Origin of the sequence: Mesorhizobium sp. M1B.F.Ca.ET.045.04.1.1 (assembly GCF_003952465.1) — a bacterium.
Classification (GTDB): domain Bacteria; phylum Pseudomonadota; class Alphaproteobacteria; order Rhizobiales; family Rhizobiaceae; genus Mesorhizobium; species Mesorhizobium shonense.
Genome location: NZ_CP034448.1, coordinates 5,807,435 through 5,827,422 on the forward strand (window position 1 = coordinate 5,807,435; position 19,988 = coordinate 5,827,422).

Sequence of the window (19,988 nt, forward strand, 5' to 3'; positions counted from 1 at the left end):
AGCCGCTTTCAGCAATAGGCGGCTCCCCGCCCCAACGAATGGATTGAGACATGGCAGAAAAAGTAGCTCTGGTGACGGCGGGCGGCAGCGGCATGGGCGCGGCGGCGGCGAAGCGGCTGGCGGCCGACGGCTTCAAGGTCGGCGTGCTCTCCACCTCCGGCAAGGGCGAGGCGCTGGGCAACGAACTCGGCGGCTTCGGCGTCACCGGCTCCAACCAGTCGAACGAGGACCTGAAGCGTCTCACCGACGGCGCGCTGGAACGCTGGGCGCGCATCGACGTCTTGGTCAACAGCGCCGGCCATGGGCCGCGGGCGCAGATCATCGAGATCAGCGACGAGGACTGGCACAAGGGCATCGACACCTATTTCCTCAACGCCGTGCGCCCGACACGTCTGGTGACGCCGGTGATGCAACGCCAAAAATCGGGCGTCATCATCAACATCTCGACCGCATGGGCGTTCGAGCCGAGCGCGATGTTCCCGACTTCGGCCGTGGCGCGCGCCGGGCTTGCCGCCTACACCAAGATCTTCGCCGACACCTATGCGGCCGACAATATCCGGATGAACAACGTCCTGCCCGGCTGGATCGACAGCCTGCCGGCGACCGAGGAACGACGCGGCAGCGTGCCGATGAAGCGCTATGGCACCTCGGAAGAGATCGCCGCGACTATCTCGTTCCTGGCCTCGGATGGGGCGGCCTATATCACCGGCCAGAACATCCGCGTCGATGGCGGGATAACGAGGGCTGTGTGAGGTAAGGCCGGCGTCGCCTCAAGTCATCCGGGTCTGCGGGAATTGAGCACCCATAGAAAGGCTATCGAAGCCACCAGGACAATCGAATTGCCGACCACGATGTTCCAAAATCGTGTCGGATCGTCTGCCAGGGCGACCCAATGCGAACTGCCCCGGACTTCGCCTGTCTTGATGCCGCAGGCAATGTTGTAGATCGCCATGGCGGCGAGCGCTGCCATCAGGACAAAGATGTCGTTGTTCTTGTTGCGATCCATGGGAGCGGCTTCTAACAGCGCTTGGTGAAATTTTGCTTACCTATGGTAAGGCGGCGGCCGCGGCACGGGCCGCCGCGCGCTTTCGCTGTCAAATTGTTTGCCCGACGGCTACCGTGCGGCCCTGCAACGGAGGCAAATATGAGCGCTTCATTCAAGCTCGGGATCGTCGGCGGCGCGGGCTGGCTGGGCGGCGCCATCGCGGGCGCGGCGCTCTCGGCCGGCGTCGTGCAGGCGGAAGACGTTGCACTGTCCTTCAGGAGCGTGAAGCCCGACCGCTTTCCAAGATCGTTCTGGACCGACGACAACCAGGCGCTCGCCGACCGCTGCGACGTCATCATGCTTTCGGTGCGGCCGCAGGACTGGCCGTCGCTCAAGCTGGACGCCAAAGGCAAGCTGGTCGTCTCGGTGATGGCCGGCATCCGTATCGCCGAGATCGGCGAGAAGCACGGCACGCGCCGCGTCGTGCGCACGCTGCCCAACGCGGCCGCCGAGGTCGGCAAATCCTACACGCCGTGGATCGCGAGCAGCGACGCCACCGAGGTGGACCGCATAGCGGTGCGCGCGATCTTCGACGCCTGTGGGGTGCAGGACGAAGTCGGCAGCGAGCGCGACATCGACTACCTCACCGGCCTGACGGGCTCGGGCCCGGCCTTCCCTGCCCTCTTGGCCGAGGCGATGATGCGCGACGCCGTCGCCTTCGGCCTCTCGCCGGAGGTCGCGCGCCGCGCCGTCAACACCGTGCTCACGGGCACCGGCCGGCTGCTGGAGTTGAACGACGCTTCACCTGCCGACACGGTGGCGGCCTTCCTCGGCTATCGCGGCACGACAGCGGCCGCGATCGAGACGATGCGCGAAGCAGGCTTCGACGAGGCGGTGGCGAAGGGACTGGCGGCGGCATTCCTGAAGTCGATCGCGATGGGCAAGGCGTGAGCGGACGACCGTCCATCACGCCATCCATCCGCCATTTCCGAACCGTCTCTCAGGTCGGACGGCTGAGCCGCAATAAATGCATTCATCAGCGTCGATCTGCTCAATCTTTTGGCAGAAATTCTTGCAATATTGAGTAAAATTTACCGAGCCTCGCGTTTAAATTGTATTAGAAATCCCTTATTCTATCTGTCTTAAAGAATTGATCGCTGAAATATAATTTTTCTCTGTACTATAGGACAATTCCTTGGAACGATAACCTGAATTAGAAGTTGATCCGGCATCGACCGGTTGAACTCGCATCGATCGATTCTAGCAGACCGTGCACCGCAAGGAGGACTGTCCTATGGCCACCGTCATCAACGCCAAGGGTGTTCCTCTTCCCTATACCGGCACATCCACCCACTGGTTCTCGGCAAGCGGGGCCGGACCGGAAATGCACGGCACCTCCGGCAACGATTCCTTCTGGGGCGACACCAGCGTCAACGTCACCATGTATGGCGGCGCGGGCGACGACTATTACCACCTCTATTCGGCGATCAACCGGGCGGTCGAGCTGCCCGGCGAAGGCATCGACACGATCGACACCTGGATGAGCTACAAGCTGCCCGACAATTTCGAGAACCTCGTCGTCACAGGCAACAACCACTACGCGTTCGGCAATTCGCTCGACAACATCATCAAGGGCGGCACCAGCAGCCAGACGTTTGACGGGGGCCTCGGCAACGACGTGCTGATCGGCGGCGGCGGCGCCGATACTTTCATCATCACCAAGGGCCATGGCAGCGACCTGATCACCGATTTCGGCGCGGACGACACGGTGCGCCTCAATGGCTACGACTTCATGTCCTTCGCGGACGTCAAGGCGCATATGGTGCAAGCCGGGTCGAACCTCCTGCTCAACCTCGGATCCGACGAGGTGCTGGTGTTCAACAACACCACCGCCGACAAGATGCAGGCCAGCCAGTTCGAGCTGCCGATCGACAAGTCCGGCATGACGCTGTCCTTCTCCGACGACTTCAATTCGCTCAGCCTCCACAATAGCCAAGGCGGCACATGGGACACCAATTTCTGGTGGGGGGCGCCGAACGGCAGCACGTTGACGCAGAACAACGAGTTGCAGTGGTATATCGACGCCAATTACGGCCCGACGAGCTCCGTCCACCCGTTCAGCGTCGACAGCAATGGCGTGCTGACCATCACCGCGGCACAGGCGCCGGCGGACATCAAGCCGCTGATCAACAACTATGAATACACGTCCGGCTTGCTTACGACGCACGACACCTTCTCGCAGACCTATGGCTATTTCGAAATGCGGGCCGACCTGCCTGAAAACGCCGGCGCCTGGCCGGCCTTCTGGCTGCTACCGGAAGACGGCTCGTGGCCGCCGGAGTTGGACGTCGTGGAAATGTACGGACAGAACCCGAACCAGCTCCTGATGACCGCGCACACGAATGAGACGGGAACGCACACCAAGGTCGGGTCGACGGTGAACGTCTCCGACACCGAAGGCTTCCACACCTATGGCCTCTTGTGGACGCCGGACAAGCTTATCTGGACCTATGACGGCGTGCAGGTCGCCGAAGCGGCGACGCCGTCCGACATGAACAAGCCGATGTACATGCTCGTCGATCTCGCGGTTGGCGGCCAGGCCGGCGCGCCGCCGGATCATCTGGCGACGCCGGCCCAGATGAAGATCGACTACATCCACGCCTATACGCTGGACGATCTGCAGCAGAGCAATTTGAACATCACGGGCGAGCATACGACCTAGGCGGCCGGCGCGCCATGTTCCGGGAGAACGATCCGCCAGGGAAACGCGCGGGGCAGTCGAGCCTGCGGCGGGTGTTCATGCGCGCCATCGCCGATGTCGGCGTCTTCTCGCTGCTGATCAACATCCTGCTCCTGGTGATCCCGCTCTATCTGCTGCAGGTCTATGACCGCGTCCTGCCCTCCTCCAGCGTCGAGACACTGCTTTACCTGTCGGCCATCGCGGTGATGGCGCTCGGCTTTCTCGGCTTTCTCGACGCGGTCCGCGCCGTCTACACGCAACGCGTCGCGGCGACCGTCGATAAAAAGCTGGGCGCGACGACATTTGCCGCATCACTTGCACCCAGATATGCCGGCGGCCTGTCGCCGTTGCGCGACCTCGCCTCGGTCTGCGCCTTCGTCCGGTCGCGCGGCGTGGCGGTGCTGTTCGACCTGCCCTTCGCACCCGTCTTCCTCGCTCTGCTCTACCTCATCCATCCGGTGCTGTTCTGGGTGACGCTCGCCGGCACGGTACTCCTCGTTCTCCTGGTCGTGGCGAACCAGCTTGCCATTGGCAGGAACGATGCCTTGTCCGCGGAACGCTCGGCCCTTGCTGCCCAAGCGGAACAGGTCTTTGCCCGCAATGCCGAAACGCTGCGCGCCATGGGCATGGTCGAGAACGCCGCGCGGGCCTGGGGACGCCATGTCGCCGATGCGCTCGTCCTGCATGACCGGTCCGCAGGCGCCAACGCGATCTTCAGCGGCGCATCGCGGGCGCTGCGCATGGTGCTGCAGCTCGCGATCCTCGGCGCCGGTGCATGGCTGGTGCTGCAAGGCCAGATGACGGCAGGCATGATCTTCGCATCCTCGCTGGTGTCGTCTCGCGCGCTGCAGCCGCTCGATCAGCTGATCGGCTCCTGGCGGCAGATCGTCGATGCCCGGCGGGCCTGGAAGCGGCTGGAGACGGCGCTAGCGGCGCAGCCGGCGCAAGCGCGTAAGCTGACCTTGCCCGATCCGTCTGGCGCGATTTCCGTGCAGGACGTTTTCTTCATGGCGCCGAATGCCCAGCCCGGCACCGAACCCATCCTCAAGCGGCTGAATTTCCAAATCGGCGCCGGCGAGGCGGTATCGATCGTCGGCCCGAGCGGCGCCGGCAAATCCACGCTGGCGCGGCTGCTTGTCGGTGCCGCCCAGCCGACCGGCGGCGCGGTCAGGATCGACGGCGCCGACCTCCGGACCTGGGACGAAAACCAGCTTGGAAGAAAAATCGGCTACCTGGCGCAGGAAGTGGAGCTCTTTCCCGGATCGATCGCGCAAAATGTCGCCCGCTTCGACGCGCATGCGGAGGACGCCGCGATCATCGAAGCGGCAAAGCGCGCCGAGGCGCATGAGCTGATCCTGGCGCTGAGCGACGGCTACCAGACCAGGGTCGGCCCGTCGGACAGGACGCTGTCGGGCGGCGAGCGCCAGCGGATCGGGCTGGCGCGCGCCTTCTACGGCAATCCGCGCATCCTGGTGCTCGACGAGCCCGGCGCCCATCTCGACGGCAGCGGCGAAGCGGCGCTCGAGGCGGTGCTTACCGCCGCGCGGGCGGCCGGCGTCACGACGATCGTGATCACGCACCGCCCTTCGATCGCCGCCGCCTGCGACCGCGTGATGCTCTTGCGCGGCGGCGTGATCGAGGCCTTCGGTCCGAGCGGCGAGCTGCTCAGGCAGCCAATTGCCGGCAACCCAGCACAGCAGGGCACGGTGGTGACCGGCTCGTTCGCGCCGACGATCCGCGCCCACGGCATCCGCTTCGGGTCGTAGACGATGACGGTAGAGAGCCTCGCTTGGGATAGGCAGCCACGCACCGACTTCCGGCGCGTGGCATTGGCCGGATATGCGGCAATCGCAATCTTCGTGGGTTGCTTCGGCTATTGGGCGATGAGCGCGCCGCTGTCCGGCGCGGTGATCACGCAAGGCACGATCTCGGCGACCGGCGGCAACATCCTCATCCAGCAGCCCGAGGGCGGCATCATCCAGCAACTGCTCGTCCACGAAGGCGACCGCGTGCGGCAGGGCCAGGATCTCATCCTCCTCGACCGGACGGCCGCGCAGGCCGACCTCAACCGGCTGACCAGACAGTCGATCGCGCTCAAGGCAAGCGCCGCGCGGCTGGAGGCCGAACGCGACGGGCTGGACAGGCTGGCGCCGATCGCCGACGCCGCGCCCGCGCCGTTCCAGCAAGACTTCCAGAACCTGCTTCGCGAACGGCAGAAGGAGTTCGACGCCAGGCTCGCCCGGTTCCGGTCGGAGCAATCGATCATGGCGCAGCGCGTCGCCATGCATCGCGAGTCGGTGGTGGGCTTGAACGCCCAGAAGCTCGCCATCGAACAGCAGTCCGAAGTGGTGAAGAAGGAACTCGGCATCAAGACCGGCCTTTTGGACAAGGGGCTCACCAACCGCACCGAATATTCGCAGCTTCTGCGCTCAGAGGCCGATCTCGTCGGCCAGGCTGGCGCGCTGGAGGCAAACCTCGCCGCGGCCAACAGCCAGATCGTCGAAGCTCAGGTGCAAGTCGAGCGCCTGACCACGCAGCGCGTGGAAGAGGCGCTGAGCAAGCTCGACGAGGTCCGCACCAACCTCGCCGACATCGGGGAACAGATGCGGGCGGCCGGGGCGGTGCTTCAGCGCACGACGATCAAGGCGCCGGCCGCCGGCATCGTGGTGTCGTCGACCTATAATTCCAAGGGCAGCGTGATCGCGCCCGGCGAGAAGATCATGGAGATCCTGCCCACGGCATCCGGTCTCAACGTCGATGCGAAGCTGCGGCCGAAGGACGTCGACCAAGTGCGCGTCGGCCAGCCGGCCAAGCTCAGGCTGTCCGCGCTCAACATGCGCCTGACGCCCGAGGTGTCGGCCACGGTCACGCAGATCTCCGCCGATCGGCTAGTCGACGCGACCACCCACGAACCCTATTTCCGCGCCAAGCTGAAGATCGCAGATGCCCTGCCTCCCGGCGTGAAGGCAGAGCAGCTTTATCCAGGAACGCCGGTCGAAGCCTTCATCAACACCGGCGACCGGACTTTCTTCGAGTACCTGGCACGGCCGATGATCGATTCATTCGCGCGGGCGTTCGCGGAAAGGTAGCTTATGTGCCAATTCACATAAGTCCGTTTTATGGTCTACTTCCGATAAATCTACTTTATGCGCGAAATCCGATATCTCAGTTTATCGGAGCTGCGGGCGGTCGTCACCAGCGTGCACAGCTTTCCCTCCGCAGCAGCAGCGTGACGCGCTCAGACGGCGATTTGAAGCGCTCCGTAACGTTTTACTTCGGCTTCGATTTCGCTGACCAAAGTTTCCAGCGCGGGATTTCGAGCGTTGCGCGCGCGCCTGACCACATAGGCCAGGTCCGGAGGCTTGGGGAAGTCCCTGTCGACGATCTCCATGCCGGGCTGCAGGTGCCGCTGGCTCAACAGCGCGACGCCGAGCCCAGAGGTCACGCCTGCGATGATGCCGGCAGCGCTTGAGCATTCGAACACGGTCTCGAACACCGTCCCTTCGTCCTGCCCAAGATCGAGGCCCCAGCGCCGATAGAAACAGTCCTCGTCGAAGGAAAGGAACGGGATCGGCTTTTCCTTCGACAGGACCAGGTCCGGAGACTTCACCCAGTGCAGCGTTTCGCGGTACAGCACGATGTCGGCGGGGCGGACCTCGTGCTGGAACACTTGCACGATTGCCGCATCGAGGGCTCCCTGGCTGAGCTGCTCCTGCAAGACGAGGCTCATGCGCACTTGCGTACGGACGCTCACCTCGGGATAGAGCCGGCGAAACCGGCCAAGAATGCGTGAGAGGTCCGTGCAGGTCGTATCCTCGGTCATTCCGAGCGCGATCTTGCCTTGCAGCGTGCTTTTCGAGAGGCTCAGGATCGCTTCGTCATGGATTCCCAGGATGCGCCGCGCATAACCCAGGAGATCGTGCCCGGCCGTGGTGAACATCGGCGCATTTGCCTTCCGGCTGAGGATCTCGCAGTCGAGGCTCGCTTCCAGTCTCCTCATCTTGTGGCTGACAGCCGATTGCGACAGGCCGAGCACCTCGGCCGCACGCGTGACACCGCCATGCTTCTCGATCGCGACCAGCGCCCGCAGGGCATCGACATCCAGGCGGCGACTCATAACTCCAGCCATGACAATCCTCGTTCGAAATGAAAGCAACGCGCCAACCTCTGACGCAGAACCGATATTCAGGCAAACTCATATGCCAAGTTTCATGGCTATTTCATGGGTGTATCGAAATTTGTCATGTGCAACCGCGCGTGCGTGTCGACATAAGTCAGCGCCGAAGATTGCCCGTGGTCCGCTTCCGGAACATGGACCCGCCTGAAAAAGACAACCCATGACGCTCCTCAAGAACCAGACCCATCCCCTCGCATGGCCGATCATGGCGACGGCCCTGGTCCTGAGTTGGAGTTCCGGCTTCGTCGGCATCCGCTACGCCAGCGAGAACGCCGATGTCATGCTGGTCCTGTTCTGGCGGACCCTGTTGTCCGGGTTGATCCTTCTGCCATTTGCTCTCCTGATCGGGCCGCGCATCGGCGCGCGCGCGCTGATCCAGCAGATGATGTTCGGCGTGGCGATGATGTTCCTCTATCTCGGCGGCTTCGCTTTAGCCATCGGCCAGCGCGTGCCGACCGGCCTGGTCGCGCTCATTTCCGATCTCGTCCCTCTCGCCATCGCAGCCTTGTCGCAGTCGGTTCTGGGTCAGCGGTTGAGCGGGAGGCAATGGATCGGAACGGCTCTCGGAGCGACCGGCGTACTCATCGTCTCGCTGGACAGCCTGACGCTGGGGACGGCCCCGGCCTGGGCCTATGTCCTGACGGTCGCGTCCATGATGGTTTTGGCGCTGGCAACAGTGGTGCAGAAGCGGCTGGGGACGATCAATATGCCGATTCACCGGAGCCTCTGCATTCAATCCCTGACCGCCTCTGTCCTTTTCGCCGCCTGTTCCGGATGGAATGGCGGGCTGATGCCACCTCTCGATGGCCGTTTCCAGTTCGGCATCGCGTGGCTGGTGCTGTTTTCGAACCTTCTTCTGCTACGGCACCTATTACGCAAGCCTGCGCCTCTACCCGGCCGCGCAGGTCAGCAGCGTGATCTATCTCAGCCCGCCGGCGACGATGCTCTGGGGCTGGTCGATGTTCGCCGAGCCGCTTTCGAAGGCGATGTTCGTCGGCCTTGCGGTGACGCTGTTCGGGGTCTGGCTCACATCATCGAGGGGCGCCGCATCGAAGGACGAGCGCGTTTGGGCTCATGCGAGCAGCCTGTCGGATAATCGCTCACCATCAACAACAAGGAGGGTAATCCCATGAAGCTGACAGATTTCAAGGCCCTGACTTTCGACTGCTACGGCACGCTCATCGACTGGGAAACCGGCATGATCGACGGTCTGAAGCCGCTGACCGAGCGGACCGGCCGCAGCTTGAGCCGCAACGAGATACTCGAGGCGCACGCCCGGCACGAATCCAGTCAGCAGAAATGGACTCCGGAAAGGCGCTACAGCGACCTTCTGGCGATCGTCTACAGGCGGCTTGCCGAGGAATGGAGCGTCGTCGTCACTCGAGAGGAATGCATCACCTACGGCGAAAGCGTGAAGGACTGGCCGGCCTTTGCCGACTCCGCGAAGGCCTTGCAGTATCTCAAGCAGCACTACAAGCTGATCATCCTCTCCAACGTCGACAATAAGAGCTTTTCGTTCAGCAACAAGAAGCTCGGCGTCGATTTCGACGCGATATACACGGCGGAGGATATCGGCTCCTACAAGCCTTCCGAACGCAACTTCGACTATATGCTGGAGAAGCTCGGGACGATCGGCGTCGCGAAGGGACAGATCCTGCACACGGCCGAAAGCATGTTCCACGATCACGTTCCGGCCAGTCGCCTGGGTCTCAAATCGTGCTGGATCTACCGTCGTCACGCCGACCAGGGTTTTGGTGCCACGATGCACCCCGGTGACATGCCAAAGGTCGATTTCCGCTTCGACAGCATGGCCGACTTCGCGAAGGCGCATGCGCAAGAATTGCGTGGCTGATAGCCGACCGTCGACCGGACTTTCTTCCAGTACGTCGCCCGGTCGATGTTGGATTCTTTGGCGCGGGCGTTCACGGAGCGGTGGGCGCGGCGACAAGCTGCGGGCCACCGTTCTCACAGCCAAGACCATGTTCGCCATCGGCCTCGTTTCGTGGCGGTCTTCTCGCGGCCGGATTCAGTCCGCGAGCCTTGGAACTAAAGGCGTGCGAGACTGTTCAGCTATAGCTTTGATGCGACGCTGACCTGCCCGGCCGATTGGGCAAGCAGCGATCTTTGAGGAGTTCTCCATGATGAAGATTTCGTCCAGGTTCCGTTCAGCCGCGGTTGCCGTCATCGCGGCCGCGGGCGTCAGCTTTGCCAGCGCCGCGCACGCCGACAGCGGCTCGATCCGCTTTTCCGTCTACAAGGCGGCCTTCTTTATCGGCGGCTCCGGCGGCGAGGGCACGCTGACCTTCCATGGTCGCCGCTATCCGATCTCGATCGGCGGCATCTCGGGCGGCCTCGCCTTCGGGGCCTCCAAGACCTATTTCCAGGGTAAGGTGCGCAATATTCGCCGCGCCCGGGATGTGACGGGGGTGTACGGCGCGGCCGGCGGTGGTGGCGCGCTCGGCCGAGGGGCGCAGGTAATCGTCATGACCAACGACAAGGGCGCCCGGCTCGAACTCACCGGCAGGCAGGTCGGCCTGCAGGTCAACGCCGATCTCAGCGGCATGAGCATCGGACTGAAGAGGTAAGGGCCGTCGCTGGGTTCGTCATCGATGAACCCGATTTGCCAAGATGAGCCGCTGGCGGCATGGTCTGCCCCGGCTCCCCTGCACTGCCTTTGGCGCAATCGCGAGCACCCGTCTGGCAGAATGGAATTTGGACCGCCGCCTGTGGACATCGCGGCGGCAATGAAACAATCTTCACTGCGGGAACACCAAGCGCTTCGAAGAAAGCGCGGACCTTCGGGTGCGCATGAAAAATCGATGGACCTTGTATGATCCACGGCTGGCCTGGATGCTGATCGCGCCGGTGCTGTTGCTCTTGATCTTCTTCCTGGTGCTGCCGATAGCCGTGATGGCGGCCTATACCTTCTTCACCTTCGTCACCGCCGGCGTGGAGACGAGCGCGCTGACAAGCGCCAATTGGCACGAATTCCTCACCGACAGCTATTATCACGGCTTCCTGTTGAAGACGCTGAGGGTCGGCGCCATCACCGCCCTGCTCTGCGGTGTGCTCGGCTATTTTCCGGCCTATTTCATCTGGGCCACCAGCTTCAAGCACAAGTGGCTGCTGCTTCTCCTGCTCATCGTGCCGTTCTGGATCAGCTTCACCATCCGCACCTTTTCCTGGATCAACATCCTCGGAGAGCAAGGCGTCATCAATGTCGCGCTCATGAAAATGGGCGTCATCGGCGAGCCGCTGCCTATGCTCTACACCGAGGGCGCGGTCATCATGGGGCTGCTGCACTTCCTTTTGCCCTACATGATCCTCAACGTCTATGTGAGCCTTGAAAGCATCGACCGCACGCTGATCTCGGCGGCCCGCTCGATGGGCTGCACCAGCGCGCAGGCGTTCCGCGAGGTCACGCTGCCGCTCTCGCTGCCCGGCCTCGCGGCTGGCCTGCTGCTCTGCTTCGTGCTGGCCGCCGGCAGCTATGTGACGCCGCAGCTTCTGGGCTCCGGGCGCGACGCGCTGTTCGGCAATCTGATCTACGACACCATCATGAGCGAGCTGAACTGGCCGATGGGCGCCACGCTCTCCATCGTGCTGTTCGTCGTGCTCGGCTTCTTCGCCGCCATCTACACCCGCTACATGGGCATGTCGCAGATCGTGAAAGGACTTGGTGGATGATAACGGGACTGGTCAGATGAAAGCGGCGCGGCCGAACAAGGAAGGCAAATGGGCGTGGCGGCTCACCGGCTTCGTCACGCTCTGCGTCTATATCTTCATGTTCGCGCCGATCGCGGCGACCGTCATTTTGTCGTTCAACGCCTCGATGTTCGGCGGCTTCCCGATGACCGGTTTTTCCCTGCAATGGTACGGCAAGCTGATGGCCAACGAGGCGGTGCTGGCCGCCTTCCGCACGTCGCTATGGATCGCCCTGGTCACGGCGATAGCCACCACGGCGATAGGCGTCGTCACCTCGTTCGCGCTGGTGCGTTTCGAATTCCCCGGCAAGCAGACGCTGAGCACGCTGGTGATCCTGCCGGCGTTGGTGCCGGAAACCATTCTGGGCGTCGGCCTCCTGGTGCTGATCAAGGCGGTCGACCAGCCGCGGACCCTGCTTCTCCTGGTGCTCGGCCATATCCTGCTCGCGGTGCCCTATGTCGTGCTGATCACCCAGGCGCGCATGGTCGGCATCCGGCGCGTCTATGAGGAGGCCGCCCTTTCGCTCGGCGCCTCGCGCTTCTCGTCCTTCCGCGAGATCACGCTGCCGCTGCTCATCCCGGCGGTCGTTGCGGGCGCGCTGCTCGCCTTCACCATCTCGTTCGACAACACCTCGGCCAGCCTGTTCTGGCGGCCGGCCGGCGTCGAGACGATGCCCACACAGATCCTTTCGATGCTGAAAATCTCGATCAGCCCGGAGATAAACGCGCTCGGCACGGTCATGATCCTGGTGACCGTCGGCATCCCGCTGATCGGCGGCGTGCTCATGCAAAGCCTGACCAGATTGAAAAGACGCGGCGAACCAAAGGAGGAAGCACGATGAAACTGACCACCACCAAGCGGCTGGAACGGCTGCACGACCGCTACGTCAACGGCGATCTCAGCCGCCGCACTTTCCTGAGCCTGACCGCCGCCGCCGCGGCCTCGGCTGGCCTCTCCATGCCGTGGATGAGCCGGGCGCTCGCCGCGGTCGAGCAGGTGCGCTTCGACGGCTGGGGTGGGACGGTGCAGGACGCGATCGACAAATATGCCTTCCAACCCTACACGGCCAAGACCAAGATCAAGGTGGTGCAGGGCACGTTCGGCGACGAGAACGAGATCATCACCAAGATCAAGACGGCGAAGCCCGGCGACTTCCAGATCGTGCATTCGTCCGGCGTCAACTACTACATCAAATACATCAACGCCGGGATGAACTCGGAAATCAACGAGGCCAACATTCCCAACATGGCGAATGTGCTGCAGCCGATGATCGAGCCGTTCCGCAAGCTGACGCCAAAACTCTCGGCCGTGCCTTACGACTACGGCACCACCGGCATCGCCTACAACACCAAGGTGATCTCGCCGGAGGAGGCGAAGGAAAAGGGTGCTGCCCTGCTGCTCGACAAGAAATATGCCGGCAAGGTCGGCGGCTATGCCGACATGACCACGCGCGTCTGGTACGCGGCTCTGGCCACCGGACAGGATCCCAACAACATCAAGGACATGGACACGATCTGGGCCAAGGTGCGCGAGACGCGCGACCTCGCCAAGAAGTTCTGGAGCTCCGGCGCCGAGCTGATGGACCTGCTCTCCAAGGGCGAGATCGTGGTGACCGACGCCTGGTCGGGCCGCGTCGCCGCCTTGCAGGACCAGGGCCATCCGATCGGCTATCTCGATCCGGCCGGCTCCTATGCCTGGATGGAGGACATGCTGATCCTGAAAGGCTCGCCGATGGCCGAGTGCGAGGAGCTGATCAACTTCATGCTCGATCCGGCGACCTCCATCGCGGTGGCCGAGGGTCAAAGCTATCCGCCGTCGCTCGACCCGACAAAGGTCAAGCTCACCGAAAAGATCGAGAAGCTGCCGGCCTTCGACAAGACCGGCTCAATGAAGGCGCTGACCTTCGCCGATCCGGTCTACTGGGCGACCAACGAGGACGCCTGGACCAAGCAGTGGGACAGGATCGCGAAAGGTGCCTGACAGCCGCGTATCGTCATCAGCCCCCGGCCGGTCTCGGCCGGGGCACCCTCCCCCGGCGCGGTCTCCGGCGTGGGCGCGGATAAGCCGGCGGTCGAGTTCCGCGACATCGACATCGCCTATGGCAAGTTCGTCGCGGTGCGCGATTTCTCGCTCTCGATCCGCAAGGGCAGCTTCGTCACGCTGCTCGGGCCGTCGGGCTGCGGCAAGACGACGATCCTGCGCTCCATCGCCGGGCTGGTCGACATATCGGGCGGCCAGATCATGATCGACGGAAGGCGGGTCGACGACGTGCCGATCTACAAGCGCAACATCGGGCTGGTGTTCCAGAGCTATGCGCTGTTCCCGCACAAGAGCGTATTCGACAATGTCGCCTTCGGCCTGAAATACCGCAAGGTGCCGAAACCAGAGATTGCCCGCAGGGTCGGCCAGGCGCTCGACATGGTGCGGCTGCCGGGCAGCGAGAGGAAACTGCCCTCGCAACTGTCGGGCGGGCAGCAGCAGCGCATCGCGCTGGCGCGAGCCATCGTCTTCGAGCCGCAGGTGCTTTTGCTCGACGAGCCGCTGTCGGCGCTCGATGCCAATATGCGCGAGGAAATGCGCGTCGAGATTAAGAAGATCCAGAAGGCAACCGGCATCACCGCCATCTTCGTCACGCACGATCAGGAAGAAGCGCTCTCCATGTCGGACCGCATCGTGGTGATGAATGCCGGCTCTGTGGAACAGATCGGCACGCCGGAGGAGGTCTACGAGCGGCCTGCCACTGCCTTCGTCGCCGATTTCCTCGGCAAGGCCAACATGCTTGCCGGGACCGTCAGCAAGTCCGATGGACCGACAGCGATCACGCTTGCCGCAGGCCAGACGGTCCATGTGACGTCGCCGAGGCCGCTGACGCAGGGAAGCAAGGTCACCGTCGTGGTCCGGCCGCAAAAACTGTCGGTGGGTGCGACGGCGGGCGCCAACCGGCTGTCCGGCCGCGTCGTCTCCACCTCGTATCTCGGCGGCAGCGCCATCTACGAGATCGACATCGGCGGCAAGACGAGCCTGCGGGCCAATGCCCCGATCAACGGCCGCGTCGTTCGTGAAGGCGAGGCGATAGAGGTCGGGTTCGATCCGGGCGGCTGTGTTTTGCTGGATGAGAGCGGGCGACGGATTTCGTAGAACGCCTTGAGCCGCAGCGCGTCTCCGGCTTCGCAGGGGCGATCGGTTCGCCGCCGGACAAGCGCCAGGGGCCCTCGGCAAGCTTGCCCAGTCTGAGGCAAGCGTGGCGGCCGCGACCGATCAATGCCTCGCTTTCAGAAATCGGGCTTCTCGCAGAAGCGAATGGCGGTCGTGCCCGACCTCCTTTATATCAGCTTGCAGGCTTCAGCCTCCGAGATACCTGCCTTTTCCTTCAACAGAGCGACCAACTGCTTGTCATCAGTTCGGACTTGGGAACCGTCTCCTACATGTTCTCTCATATGCCAAATCCTCCTCAACCAAAACCAAGAGGGCACGCTGAACGTTGCATCAAATGTCAGTGTCCGGATTGAAAATGCCCACCGGTTGCTGCCACAAGGGCCAATGACAGGCGGAACGATTTTCGACGTTTGCGCTTTCTGGGTGCATGGCTGCGATACCGCCGATTGAACCTCCCTTGCTTTCTGAAGGCAGCCCCGATCGCGCCGTCAACTGCGAGGTCGCCCTCGAGCCCGCGTTTCGGGCATTGGTGAAGGCCTCCGTTCTTAAAGGCTGGTCGGCGCAGGAAGTCGCGGAAACGTTGCTCAAACTTGCAACAGAACATGCAGAGACGATTATGGGGCGGCAAAGAGTGGCCGTGCGATTATACCGTTGGCGCGTCGGCAGCTTGGTCGATATGTACGTTAGCCAATTCCTTGGCAAATTTAGGTGAATAGCCACCGAGCAGGCGGTCAAATGCGCCTCGTCAAAGGCGCTCCGCCAGCGCCTCAGACACAATTCAGAAACATAGCAGAAAAACTCCAGAAATGGTTCAGGCGTAGAATTGCCTGGAGAGGGTCAGTCATCGGCTGCAGTGCAGCAGCACTTGTTCGGATTGGCGACAAGCGATGCAAAGGTTCTCGATCAGCTTGATGGGTGCGTTGCTCGGCGTGTCGCTCGTCACCGGCCCGGTCGAAGCTGGCGGGGCAAAGGTTGCGACCACCCGTACCGAGCGCTGCACCAATCTCAGCCGCCAAGTTGACGAAGCCCTCGAAACCCATGCCGCGTCAATGCAGGTCACCGCGGCGAAAGCACTGCAAAGAAAGGGAAACCGGTTCTGCGCCAACAAGAAGCAGGCACAGGGAATCCGGATGCTTGCGAACGCTCTGAAACTGCTTGGCGTGACACCGATCGACCCGGATGCAGTGACACCCAAACCCGACCTGCACAGCAAGGAGAAAAAACCATGAAAAAGTCCCTCCTTTCCGCCCTCGGCCTCGCCGTTGCCCTCGCCTTCTCGATGCCGGTGCTCGGCAACGCGGCCGCTACCATGACTACCGCTCCGGCAGCCGCCGCTCCGGCGAAGGCTGCTCCGAAGAAGGTCGCCGCCAAGAAGGTCTGCAAAGTGACCAAGACGCACAAGTGCCCGATGAAGCACAAGAAGCACGCTGCGAAGGCCGCGGCCAAGACAGCAGCACCCGCAACGGCAGCGCCCAAAACATCTTATTGAGACTCCGCTATACCATGAGAAGGCCGTCCCACCCGCCTGGGACGGCTTTTTTGTTGGGAGAAGCGATCAACTTCCTATTGGACACGGGACGGAAGCGGTGACTGCGCAGTACGGTTGACCGCGATAATCAAGATACTCATCCGTCCCGCACCAAACCGCGTCGCGCAGACATGGGGTTCAGGCGACGCGCTTCAGTCTTTGTTTCGATGCATGTCGTTCTCCCAAAACCGCTGCGCACTTTTGGGCGACATGCAATAGGACCATTGCTCAGAGACAACAGACCTCTGTTGCAATTGTCGAATCGCCAGCAAACGAACACTTTGTCCCGGCGCCGGCTACCCCGCCCCCCCAGCCCAACGCCGGCGCACAGCCCGGCTTGCTGCCATGTGCCGATTTTATCCGCCAAAGCAGGCCGGGCTATTTGAAGCGCGTCGCGTCGAAACGGATTCAGGCGACGCGCTTCAAGTCTCTTGTTTTTGTGCACGTCGTTCTCCAAAACCGTGCGCAGTTTTGGCGACATGCATCGGTCAAAACGGCGGAACATCGAGCGATGACGGCTGTTGAAAAACTGTTTTGTTCACGGAACGCATCAGAATCAGACCGAGCACAAATCAGATTCAAAACGGGTATCTCCTTTTTCCACAGCCTGTTAGGTCCTCTTCACCTGCCCTGTCTGACGCGACCGGATGAATTGCGCATTGCTTTGGGCTTGGTTGCCGTGGCGAGTACGATGCCGGCGACGATGAAGGCGGCGCCGAGCAGGTCGTAGTCATGCAGGCTCTCGCCGAGCAGCAGATAGGCGAGGATGGCGACGAACAGCGTCTGCAGATAGAGCAGCATGCTCGCCCGGCTGGCGCCGAGCGTTTCCACGCTGCGGTTGTAGAGATAGTACATCAGGGCGCCGCCGGGGCCTGCCAGATAGGCGAGCGCGAGCAGGCCGTTGGCGTTCATGGCGGAGCGCTCGTCGTTGAAGATCTCCCACAAATGGAAGGGCAGCGCGACCAGCGCGCCGGCGCCGAGCAGGAGCACGACCAGCGGCAACAGTTCGATGCCGAATTTGGAGCCGCGTACGAGCACCGTGTAGAGCGCCCAGCAAAAGGCGCTACCGACGATCCACAATTCGCCGGGATTGAACTGAAGCTGAAGCAGCGCCGCAAGATCCCCGTGCGCGACGATGACCAGCATGCCGGCGAGCGCGGCCAGCGCGCCGAGCGACTTCCCAAGCCCGAGCGGCTCGCCAAGCACGAAACGCGCGAGCACCATCGTCATGACCGGGGACAGCGCCATGATGATGCCGGCCGTGGTCGCGTCGGTGGCCGCGAGGCCATGGTAGATCAGGCCCTGGCAGAGCGTCAGGCCGATCGCTCCGACGGCGACGATCTCCAGGGGCCGGGATTTGAGAAGCGCGATCATCGCGCCGTGATGGCGGTGCACGATCGGCAGCAGGATGGCGCAGGCGAGCGTCAGCCGCCAGAAGCAGAGGCCCCAGGGCGGCATTTCCGGCGCCACCCACTTGGCTGCGATGTAGACGCCGGCCGACAGAAGCCAGCACAGCACGGCGGCCGGATAGCCGCTCAGCGAGGGTATCGAGGCGAGAGCAGGTTGCTGCACGTGATGCGCTATCGGCACTGCCTGCATGTCATCCCCCATTCGATGAACGTCAGACGCGAACGTGGGCCGCAATATATCTCAATCTGCGGGTGTCACATATATGGTTCCGGATGGAGGGGTCGCGACGCGCAATGCTCCGACGTCGGACAGTAACCCGCCGAGTTTCTTGGTCGGCGGCGCTGCTTACCTACGATTTTCTTGCCGCGGGCGCGTCAATGCATGGCGGCATTGTCTCCGGCGCGAAGCGGCCGCAGGCAAATTCCGGCTGCGATCATTTGAGAGCTGCTACTGCATGTTCCCGCCGCTGGAGCCATGCATGAACGACTGGATCTCGCCCAGGTCGACGCTGCCATCGCCGTCCTCGTCGGCAGCGTTGAATATCCTTCCGACCGCATCCTGAACCTCGCTCTGCGATAGTGCGCCATCGCCGTCGGCATCCACTATCGCGAACAGGATTTGCATCCTGGCGCCATGCATCGTGCGAGGTCCCATCCAATTGGATCTTCCAGCCATCCCGTGGCCCATATGCGGGCCTCCTCCGGCATTTCGGCGCCAACGTTCGCGGTGCCGAGGCCCTCGTTCAGGCGCACGATCTTCCTGCAGCTTTTCCTGAAGTGCTTCGTCGATCATCTGGCGGATCATGTCGCGCGTAGGGCCTCCGGCTTGACCGCTGGCCTCCGGCAGCGGTGTGGGTCCGGGCTGCTGCGTCGTGGTGGGCGCTGGCGTCCCGGTCGTCTGGCCCAAGGCCGGGATGCTCGCGAATATCAAAGCAGCGGCAGCTGCTGTCGCTCCGTGTGGAAATTTCATCGGGCTCTTCCTTGATCGGTGACTGTGCCTCAAGCTGAGGCTGCACAGCCAAACCCTGCTCTTGGCCCTATGGTTCCCATGGACTATTGCAATTTGCGAGCATGGCACGGCACGGGCAAAACCCTATTGTGTTTGTGTGAGCTGCAAGCACAAGCGGAGCCGAACACCATGACCCTGACCAATCGAGATCTCGTCGAACTGACGGCATGGCGGCGCAAGCTGCACCAGCAGCCGGAGATATCCAACGAGGAGGAGAAGACGGCACGAGAAGTCGTCGACTTCCTCGCCGAAACAAGCCCGGACAAGGTGCTGACCGGATTGGGCGGCCACGGCGTGGCGGCCGTCTACGACAGCGGGCAGGCCGGGCCGACGGTGCTGTTCCGCTCGGAGCTCGACGCGTTGCCCATCCATGAGCTGTCGGGCGTCGAGCATGCCTCGCAGGTGCCCGGCAAGTCGCATATGTGCGGCCATGACGGGCACACCGCGATCCTGGCCGCGCTCGGCCGCCAACTCGGGCGCCAGAGGCCCGCTCGCGGCCGCGTCGTTTTGATGTTCCAGCCGGCGGAGGAGACCGGCAACGGCGCAGCCGGCGTCGTCGCCGATCCGCGCTTTTCCGAGATCGCGCCGGATTTCGCCTTCTCGCTGCACAATCTGCCGGGCGTGCCGTTCGGCGAGGTGCGGCTCAAGGCCGGCGTGGTCAACTGCGCCTCGCGCGGCATGCGGATCGTGCTCGAGGGCAAGACCGCGCACTCCTCCATGCCTGAAACCGGCGTGTCGCCGATGCTGGCGATGAGCCAGTTGATGCCGCAGTTGCCGGCGCTCGGGCGCGGCACCTTCGCCGACGACGATTTCGGCATGGTGACCGTCACCCATTGCTCGATGGGCGAGGCGGTGTTCGGCATCGCGCCCGGATATGCCGAGATCTGGGCGACGCTGCGCACCCGGCGCGACGAGCGCATGACCTATCTCTGCGCTGCCGCGGAAGCGCTGGCGGCAAAGATAGCCGCCGAGCATGGCCTTTCCGCCCGCCACGACTATCACGAGATTTTCGTGGCCAGCGTCAATGCGCCGGATGCGGTGGAGCATCTGACCCGCGCGCTCGACGAGGAAGACGTACCGCGCGGCGAGGAAGCGCTGCCGATGCGCGCCTCGGAGGATTTCGGCATCTTCGGTCACAACGCAAAGTCGGCGATGTTCTTCCTGGGTGCTGGCGAGCGCTACCCGGCGCTGCACAATCCGGACTACGACTTCCCGGACGACCTGATCCCGATCGGCTCGAAAATATTCATGCGCACGGCGCGCAATCTTCTTGGATGAG

General features: G+C 62.9%; 18 protein-coding genes and 1 pseudogene. 15 read left to right on the forward strand and 4 right to left on the reverse strand.

What is annotated here, in order from left to right:
• Positions 1–50: 50 nt before the first annotated feature.
• Positions 51–752 carry an SDR family oxidoreductase gene (locus tag EJ071_RS28820; RefSeq protein WP_126100885.1) on the forward strand — a complete coding sequence of 234 codons (702 nt, stop codon included), beginning with the start codon at positions 51–53 and terminating at the stop codon, positions 750–752.
• Between the two features lie 23 nt (positions 753–775).
• Here the strand turns inward: EJ071_RS28820 and EJ071_RS28825 are convergent, their stop codons facing one another.
• Positions 776–1,006 (reverse strand): hypothetical protein, encoded by a 231-nt coding sequence (locus EJ071_RS28825; RefSeq protein WP_126100886.1) that lies wholly within the window; start codon positions 1,004–1,006, stop codon positions 776–778.
• 138 nt (positions 1,007–1,144) lie between these two features.
• Here EJ071_RS28825 and EJ071_RS28830 point away from each other — a divergent pair, with 138 nt between their 5' ends.
• From EJ071_RS28830 to EJ071_RS28845, 4 genes are all read left to right on the forward strand, one after another.
• The gene (locus EJ071_RS28830) at positions 1,145–1,936 is read left to right on the forward strand and encodes a pyrroline-5-carboxylate reductase dimerization domain-containing protein (RefSeq protein WP_126100887.1); all 792 of its coding nucleotides are present in this window, start codon (positions 1,145–1,147) and stop codon (positions 1,934–1,936) included.
• Positions 1,937–2,279: 343 nt separating this feature from the next.
• A complete protein-coding gene (locus tag EJ071_RS28835) occupies positions 2,280–3,707 on the forward strand; it encodes a family 16 glycosylhydrolase (RefSeq protein ID WP_126100888.1) in 1,428 nt (475 codons plus the stop codon).
• A gap of 14 nt (positions 3,708–3,721) precedes the next feature.
• Entirely contained in the window at positions 3,722–5,491 is a 1,770-nt protein-coding gene (locus EJ071_RS28840) for a type I secretion system permease/ATPase (RefSeq protein WP_126100889.1), read from the forward strand.
• 3 nt (positions 5,492–5,494) lie between these two features.
• The gene (locus EJ071_RS28845) at positions 5,495–6,814 is read left to right on the forward strand and encodes an HlyD family type I secretion periplasmic adaptor subunit (RefSeq protein ID WP_126100890.1); all 1,320 of its coding nucleotides are present in this window, start codon (positions 5,495–5,497) and stop codon (positions 6,812–6,814) included.
• Positions 6,815–6,963: 149 nt separating this feature from the next.
• On the opposite strand, the gene EJ071_RS28850 is transcribed toward EJ071_RS28845, so the two are convergent.
• Positions 6,964–7,854, reverse strand: a complete 891-nt coding sequence (locus EJ071_RS28850) for a LysR family transcriptional regulator (RefSeq protein ID WP_126100891.1) — start codon at positions 7,852–7,854, stop codon at positions 6,964–6,966.
• Between the two features lie 208 nt (positions 7,855–8,062).
• Between EJ071_RS28850 and EJ071_RS28855 the strand changes: the two are divergent.
• The 9 genes and pseudogenes from EJ071_RS28855 to EJ071_RS28900 all read left to right on the forward strand — a co-directional run bounded on the left by EJ071_RS28855 (position 8,063) and on the right by EJ071_RS28900 (position 16,252).
• Positions 8,063–9,035: pseudogene (locus EJ071_RS28855) on the forward strand (DMT family transporter).
• Positions 9,032–9,754 carry a haloacid dehalogenase type II gene (locus EJ071_RS28860; RefSeq protein ID WP_126100892.1) on the forward strand — a complete coding sequence of 241 codons (723 nt, stop codon included), beginning with the start codon at positions 9,032–9,034 and terminating at the stop codon, positions 9,752–9,754. The pseudogene EJ071_RS28855 and the gene EJ071_RS28860 overlap by 4 nt, the downstream one beginning before the upstream one ends.
• A 289-nt stretch (positions 9,755–10,043) precedes the next feature.
• A complete protein-coding gene (locus tag EJ071_RS28865; RefSeq protein ID WP_126102763.1) occupies positions 10,044–10,487 on the forward strand; it encodes a hypothetical protein in 444 nt (147 codons plus the stop codon).
• A 223-nt stretch (positions 10,488–10,710) separates the two neighbouring features.
• Positions 10,711–11,589, forward strand: a complete 879-nt coding sequence (locus EJ071_RS28870) for an ABC transporter permease (protein WP_126100893.1) — start codon at positions 10,711–10,713, stop codon at positions 11,587–11,589.
• A gap of 16 nt (positions 11,590–11,605) precedes the next feature.
• Positions 11,606–12,448 (forward strand): ABC transporter permease, encoded by an 843-nt coding sequence (locus EJ071_RS28875; RefSeq protein WP_126100894.1) that lies wholly within the window; start codon positions 11,606–11,608, stop codon positions 12,446–12,448.
• Positions 12,445–13,587, forward strand: a complete 1,143-nt coding sequence (locus EJ071_RS28880) for an extracellular solute-binding protein (protein ID WP_126100895.1) — start codon at positions 12,445–12,447, stop codon at positions 13,585–13,587. The genes EJ071_RS28875 and EJ071_RS28880 overlap by 4 nt, the downstream gene beginning before the upstream one ends.
• A gap of 69 nt (positions 13,588–13,656) precedes the next feature.
• On the forward strand, positions 13,657–14,745 hold the full coding sequence (locus tag EJ071_RS28885; RefSeq protein WP_245460006.1) for an ABC transporter ATP-binding protein: 1,089 nt from the start codon (positions 13,657–13,659) through the stop codon (positions 14,743–14,745).
• A gap of 905 nt (positions 14,746–15,650) precedes the next feature.
• A complete protein-coding gene (locus EJ071_RS28895) occupies positions 15,651–15,992 on the forward strand; it encodes a hypothetical protein (protein ID WP_126100898.1) in 342 nt (113 codons plus the stop codon).
• Positions 15,989–16,252 carry a hypothetical protein gene (locus EJ071_RS28900; protein WP_126100899.1) on the forward strand — a complete coding sequence of 88 codons (264 nt, stop codon included), beginning with the start codon at positions 15,989–15,991 and terminating at the stop codon, positions 16,250–16,252. Before EJ071_RS28895 ends, EJ071_RS28900 begins: the two co-directional genes overlap by 4 nt.
• A 660-nt stretch (positions 16,253–16,912) precedes the next feature.
• Here the strand turns inward: EJ071_RS28900 and EJ071_RS28905 are convergent.
• Both EJ071_RS28905 and EJ071_RS28910 read right to left on the reverse strand, forming a co-directional pair.
• Positions 16,913–17,890, reverse strand: coding sequence for an EamA family transporter (locus tag EJ071_RS28905; RefSeq protein WP_126100900.1), 978 nt, complete (start codon positions 17,888–17,890; stop codon positions 16,913–16,915).
• 258 nt (positions 17,891–18,148) lie between these two features.
• Complete coding sequence (locus EJ071_RS28910; RefSeq protein WP_245460007.1) at positions 18,149–18,505, reverse strand: hypothetical protein; 357 nt, start codon at positions 18,503–18,505, stop codon at positions 18,149–18,151.
• A gap of 333 nt (positions 18,506–18,838) precedes the next feature.
• Here EJ071_RS28910 and EJ071_RS28915 point away from each other — a divergent pair, with 333 nt between their 5' ends.
• The gene (locus EJ071_RS28915) at positions 18,839–19,987 is read left to right on the forward strand and encodes an amidohydrolase (protein ID WP_126100902.1); all 1,149 of its coding nucleotides are present in this window, start codon (positions 18,839–18,841) and stop codon (positions 19,985–19,987) included.
• Position 19,988 lies beyond the last annotated feature (1 nt).

Excerpts from the sequence above, each read along its gene's own strand:
- EJ071_RS28915 (WP_126100902.1), top strand. The coding sequence starts at position 18,839 with ATGACCCTGACCAATCGAGATCTCGTCGAACTGACGGCATGGCGGCGC.
- EJ071_RS28845 (WP_126100890.1), top strand. The coding sequence starts at position 5,495 with ATGACGGTAGAGAGCCTCGCTTGGGATAGGCAGCCACGCACCGACTTC.
- EJ071_RS28830 (WP_126100887.1), top strand. The coding sequence starts at position 1,145 with ATGAGCGCTTCATTCAAGCTCGGGATCGTCGGCGGCGCGGGCTGGCTG.
- EJ071_RS28860 (WP_126100892.1), top strand. The coding sequence starts at position 9,032 with ATGAAGCTGACAGATTTCAAGGCCCTGACTTTCGACTGCTACGGCACG.
- EJ071_RS28825 (WP_126100886.1), bottom strand. The coding sequence starts at position 1,006 with ATGGATCGCAACAAGAACAACGACATCTTTGTCCTGATGGCAGCGCTC.
- EJ071_RS28905 (WP_126100900.1), bottom strand. The coding sequence starts at position 17,890 with ATGCAGGCAGTGCCGATAGCGCATCACGTGCAGCAACCTGCTCTCGCC.
- EJ071_RS28870 (WP_126100893.1), top strand. The coding sequence starts at position 10,711 with ATGAAAAATCGATGGACCTTGTATGATCCACGGCTGGCCTGGATGCTG.
- EJ071_RS28895 (WP_126100898.1), top strand. The coding sequence starts at position 15,651 with ATGCAAAGGTTCTCGATCAGCTTGATGGGTGCGTTGCTCGGCGTGTCG.
- EJ071_RS28880 (WP_126100895.1), top strand. The coding sequence starts at position 12,445 with ATGAAACTGACCACCACCAAGCGGCTGGAACGGCTGCACGACCGCTAC.
- EJ071_RS28820 (WP_126100885.1), top strand. The coding sequence starts at position 51 with ATGGCAGAAAAAGTAGCTCTGGTGACGGCGGGCGGCAGCGGCATGGGC.
- EJ071_RS28865 (WP_126102763.1), top strand. The coding sequence starts at position 10,044 with ATGAAGATTTCGTCCAGGTTCCGTTCAGCCGCGGTTGCCGTCATCGCG.
- EJ071_RS28850 (WP_126100891.1), bottom strand. The coding sequence starts at position 7,854 with ATGGCTGGAGTTATGAGTCGCCGCCTGGATGTCGATGCCCTGCGGGCG.
- EJ071_RS28900 (WP_126100899.1), top strand. The coding sequence starts at position 15,989 with ATGAAAAAGTCCCTCCTTTCCGCCCTCGGCCTCGCCGTTGCCCTCGCC.
- EJ071_RS28840 (WP_126100889.1), top strand. The coding sequence starts at position 3,722 with ATGTTCCGGGAGAACGATCCGCCAGGGAAACGCGCGGGGCAGTCGAGC.
- EJ071_RS28910 (WP_245460007.1), bottom strand. The coding sequence starts at position 18,505 with ATGATCCGCCAGATGATCGACGAAGCACTTCAGGAAAAGCTGCAGGAA.
- EJ071_RS28835 (WP_126100888.1), top strand. The coding sequence starts at position 2,280 with ATGGCCACCGTCATCAACGCCAAGGGTGTTCCTCTTCCCTATACCGGC.
- EJ071_RS28875 (WP_126100894.1), top strand. The coding sequence starts at position 11,606 with ATGAAAGCGGCGCGGCCGAACAAGGAAGGCAAATGGGCGTGGCGGCTC.